This is a genomic window from Burkholderia sp. E168m15 (assembly GCF_016586105.1).
Taxonomy (GTDB): Bacteria; Pseudomonadota; Gammaproteobacteria; order Burkholderiales; family Burkholderiaceae; genus Burkholderia; species Burkholderia orbicola.
Map to the genome: position 1 here is coordinate 1 of NZ_BCPO01000185.1, position 3,072 is coordinate 3,072.

The following is a 3,072-nucleotide window of genomic DNA, read 5'->3' on the forward strand; positions in this document are numbered from 1 at the left end:
GGAGAAGGCGCTCCACCGGATTTCAAGCATGAATGCAGCGCTTCCCGATATTTCCCTGACCGACGCCGCGCCGGGCCGCCGCCCGCTCGAATGGGTCGGCATGCAGGGCATCGATCTGCCCGTCGTCGTGGCGGAGCCCGGCTGCCGGCGCGACGTGCATGCGCGTGCCGACGTGCAGGTCGATCTGCCTGCGCCGCAGGTGAAAGGCATCCACATGTCGCGGCTGCACGGGCTGCTGGACGGGCTCGCCGGCGGCGAAGCGCTGTCGCCGGCCGGCTTGCAGCGCATGCTGCGCGCAATGGTCGACAGCCACCGCGACTGCGAGACGCGCAGCGCGCGCGTGCGGCTGCGCTTCGACCTGCTGGCCCGCCGCACGGCGCTCGTGACCGAGGGGCTGGCCGGCTGGAAGGCCTATCCGGTGCGTCTCGATGCGACGCTGGCCGGCGATGTGTTCGCGCTGCGCGCGCAGGTGACGGTCGTCTATTCGTCGACGTGCCCGTGCTCGGCCGCGCTGTCGCGGCACTGGATCGAACAGGCATTCCTGACGGCATTCGGGCATGAGGCTCGCGTGGAGCCGGCGGCAGTCGCCGCCTGGTTGAAACGGCATGCGACGGCCGCCACGCCGCACAGCCAGCGCAGCGAGGCCGTCGTCAGCGTGGCGCTGCCTGCCGATGGCACGACGCTGGGGCTGCTCGACCTGATCGACCGCGTCGAGCAGGCGCTCGGCACGCCGGTGCAGACGGCCGTCAAGCGCGCGGACGAGCAGGCGTTCGCGGTGCTGAACGGCGGCAACCTGATGTTCGTCGAGGATGCGGTGCGGCGCGTGCAGGCCGCGCTCGAAGATCGTCATGCGAGCCCGCGCGTGCGGGTGCGCCATCTCGAAAGCCTGCATCCGCACGATGCGGTGGCGTGGGCCGCTCCGCTGCGCGAAGGCGCCGACGCATGCTGATCCGCAAGCTGTTCCGGTTCGAGAATGCGCACGTCGTGCGCGGCTGCAGCACGCGGCGCTGCTCGCATTCGATCCACGGCCATTCGTACCGCGTCGAGCTGCTGCTCGAAGCCCATGCGCTGGATCACGGTCAGATGATCTACGACTTCGGGCTGCTCAAGGGCGACGTGCGCGACCTGATTGACGCGTTCGACCACGCGGTGACGCTGTGGTCGGACGACGATCCGCGCTATGTCGAAAGCATGCGCCGGCATTCCGAGCGCTGGGTGCTGCTGCCGGTGTCGCCGAGCGCCGAGCAGTTCTCGCGCGTGTTCTTTCGCCTCGTCGATGCGGCGCTGTGCGGTACGCGCATGTCGAACGGCGAAGCCGACGTGCGGCTGCATTCGGTGATCGTTCACGAGACCGAGACCGGCTACGCGCAGTGCTTTCGCGACGATGCATTCAACCCGCGCATGGGCCGCATCGACCTCGACGCGATCGTGTTCGCGCCGGCCATCGTCGCGCAGTGGCGCGATCCCGGCCTGTTCGAGCGGCTCAAGCGCGGCCATACTCTTTCCCGGCAGGAATCCTGATGATCCGAAAGAACCCGCGCGGCGACCTGCCGCACATTCATCCGAACGCGTTCGTCGATCCGACCGCCATCCTGTGCGGGCGCGTGATCGTCGAGGAGAACGTGTTCATCGGCCCGTACGCGGTGATCCGCGCCGACGAAACCGATGCGGACGGCCAGATCGCGCCGATCGTGATCGGTGCGCATTCGAACATCCAGGACGGCGTCGTGATCCATTCGAAATCGGGCGCGAGCGTGACGATCGGCCGGCACACGTCGATCGCGCATCGCGCGATCGTCCACGGGCCGTGCACGGTCGGCGACGGCGTGTTCGTCGGCTTCAACAGCGTACTGTTCAACTGCACGATCGACGACGGCTGCGTGGTGCGCTACAACGCGGTCGTCGACGGCTGCCACCTGCCGCCGGGTTTCCACGTGCGCTCGACCGAACGCATCGGGCCGGAAACCGATCTCGCCGCGCTGCCGCAGGTGACGGCCGATGCGAGCGAGTTCTCCGAGGACGTCGCGCGGACGAACAATGCGCTGGTGCTCGGTTACAAGCAGATCCAGAACGAGTTCTGACGCATGGACGAGCGGCTGCGACAGGAAGCGGGCGACCGATCGACACGGCGGCACGCCGATCTGCTGGTGCATGGCGGCACGGTGATGACGCCCAACGGTGCCGAGCGGATCGACGTCGCGTGCGCGGGCGGCCGTGTCGTCGCGCTGGGCGCGTTGCACGGCGTGTGGAGCGCCGACGTGCTGCTCGATGCGCGCGGCTTGCACGTGTTGCCGGGCGTGGTCGACAGTCAGGTGCATTTCCGCGAACCGGGGCTCACGCACAAGGAGACCCTCGAGGCCGGCACGCGCGGCGCGGTGCTCGGCGGCGTCACGACGATCTTCGAGATGCCGAATACGCATCCGCTGACGCTGGACGAGCAGGATCTGAGCGCGAAGCTCGATCTCGCGCGCGGCCGCGCGTGGTGCGACTACGCGTTCTACATCGGCGGCTCGGCCGTGAATGCCGAACGGCTGCCGGTGCTCGAACGGTTGCCCGGCTGCGCGGGGGTGAAGGTCTTCATGGGCAGTTCGTTCGGCGATCTGCTGGCCGACGACGAAACCGTGTTGCGCCGGATATTGCGCCACGGCCGGCGGCGCATGGCCGTGCATGCGGAGGACGAGGCGCGGCTGCGCGAGCGCAAGGCGATCGCGGAAGCGAGCGGCGACGTGCGCGACCATCCGCGCTGGCGCGACGCACAAAGCGCGCTGGCCGCGACGCGGCGCATCGTCGGGCTGGCTGCCGAGACGGGCCGCCGGCTGCATGTGCTGCACGTATCCACGGCGGACGAAATGGCGTTGCTCGCACGGCACCGGCGGCGCGTGACGGTCGAGGTCACGCCGCATCACCTGAGCTTGCACGCGCCGGATTGCTACGAGCGGCTCGGCACGTTCGCGCAGATGAATCCGCCCGTGCGCGAACGGCATCATCGGGACGCGCTGTGGCAGGCCGTCCGCAACGGCGTGGTCGACGTGATCGGCAGCGATCATGCGCCGCATACGCGCGACGAAAAGC

General features: G+C 69.0%; 4 protein-coding genes. All 4 read left to right on the forward strand.

Features of this window, described 5'->3' with window-relative positions:
• Positions 1-28 precede the first annotated feature (28 nt).
• Entirely contained in the window at positions 29-949 is a 921-nt protein-coding gene (gene folE2 / locus JMF86_RS29350; protein WP_077177813.1) for a GTP cyclohydrolase FolE2, read from the forward strand.
• Positions 943-1,521 carry a 6-carboxytetrahydropterin synthase gene (locus JMF86_RS29355; RefSeq protein ID WP_077177812.1) on the forward strand — a complete coding sequence of 193 codons (579 nt, stop codon included), beginning with the start codon at positions 943-945 and terminating at the stop codon, positions 1,519-1,521. Before folE2 ends, JMF86_RS29355 begins: the two co-directional genes overlap by 7 nt.
• Positions 1,521-2,081 (forward strand): carbonate dehydratase, encoded by a 561-nt coding sequence (locus JMF86_RS29360; RefSeq protein WP_012339359.1) that lies wholly within the window; start codon positions 1,521-1,523, stop codon positions 2,079-2,081. The genes JMF86_RS29355 and JMF86_RS29360 overlap by 1 nt, the downstream gene beginning before the upstream one ends.
• 3 nt (positions 2,082-2,084) lie before the next feature.
• Positions 2,085-3,072 (forward strand): dihydroorotase (locus JMF86_RS29365; protein ID WP_201317192.1); only part of this gene is annotated, 988 nt, incomplete at its 3' end.